The following is a 1,246-nucleotide window of genomic DNA, read 5'->3' on the forward strand; positions in this document are numbered from 1 at the left end:
CGCCGCGCAGAAGAGGTCGCCGCCGCGTGGGCGCGCCTTGACCGTCGGCGCGGAGGGCCGGCGCAACGGCACGCCGACCGCCGGGGTCACGCCGCCGCCGATGAAAAGTGCGGCGTGGCAGCGCGAGGACCCCGAGGCGACGCTGGTGATGGACGCCGGCGGCGGCAAGCGCACGGCGGCGCCGGCCAAGCCGATGTCCAGCCCGGTGGTCGTCACCCAGGAGGTGGTGAACGGCCGGCGCCCGATGGTGGGCCTCATCGGCAGCGGCGTGGTGCGGCTGTGCGCGCTGGGCGATCAGCCCGGTGCGGGCGTCGTGGTCGTGGACGCGCCGCCGTCGGACACCGACGAGCGTGGCGTACGCGAGGCGCAGAACGGCGTCGCCGTGCTCGTGGTCGCGCGCGACCGTACCCGGAACAGCGACCTGACCCGGCTGGTCGACCGCCTCCGCTCGGCCGGCGCCCAGACCGTGGGTTTCGTGCTGACCGGCGGCCGAGGTGACTGACCGGCCCTTCGTCTCCGTCGTCGTCGCCACCAAGGACCGGCCCGGCCTGCTGGAGCGCTCGGTCGCCGCCATCCTGGCCCAGGACTACGACGGCGAGGTCGAGTGCCTGGTCGTCTACGACCACGTGGACGTCCGCGAGTTCGACGTGCCGCACGGTCCGCGTCGCCGGCTGCGGTTCCTCACCAACTCGCGCAAGCCGGGGCTGCCCGGCGGCCGCAACAGCGGCGTGGACGCGGCCGCCGGCGAGCTGATCGCGTTCTGCGACGATGACGACGTCTGGCTGCCGTCGAAGCTGACCCGGCAGGTCGAGCTGCTCTGCGACCCGGCGATCGGGGCGGTGAGCTGCGGGCTCCGGCTCAAGGGCCCGGGCATCGACCGGGTCCGCGTGCTCGACCGTGACCGGGTCACCTTCGCCGAGTTCCTCGTCGACCGCGTCTTCGAGGTGCACTCGAGCACGATGCTGGTCCGGGCCGACGTGATGGCCGCGGCCGGCCCGGTGGACGAGGAGATCCCGGGCGGCTACAGCGAGGACACCGAGTGGTTGTTGCGGCTGACCCGGCACACCGACGTCGCCGTGGTCCGCGAGCCGCTCGTGATCGTCGACTGGCACGGCGGATCGTTCTACTTCGGACGGTGGGCGACCATCGTCGAGGCACAGCGCTATCTCATCGGCAAGCACCCCGAGCTGCACACCAGCCGCGTCGGCATGGCCCGGATCCGCGGTCAGATCGCCTTCGCCCTGGC

1 protein-coding gene and 1 pseudogene are annotated in these 1,246 nt (G+C 73.4%); both read left to right on the forward strand.

The features are described 5' to 3' along the window. Positions 1–502, forward strand: a pseudogene (locus AB0M20_RS44395) (hypothetical protein); the annotation flags it as partial. Next, on the forward strand, positions 495–1,246 hold a 752-nt coding region (locus AB0M20_RS44400; protein ID WP_364307602.1), incomplete at its 3' end, for a glycosyltransferase. The pseudogene AB0M20_RS44395 and the gene AB0M20_RS44400, both read left to right, overlap by 8 nt.

The sequence above is a fragment of the Actinoplanes sp. NPDC051633 genome, assembly GCF_040681735.1.
Classification (GTDB): domain Bacteria; phylum Actinomycetota; class Actinomycetes; order Mycobacteriales; family Micromonosporaceae; genus Actinoplanes.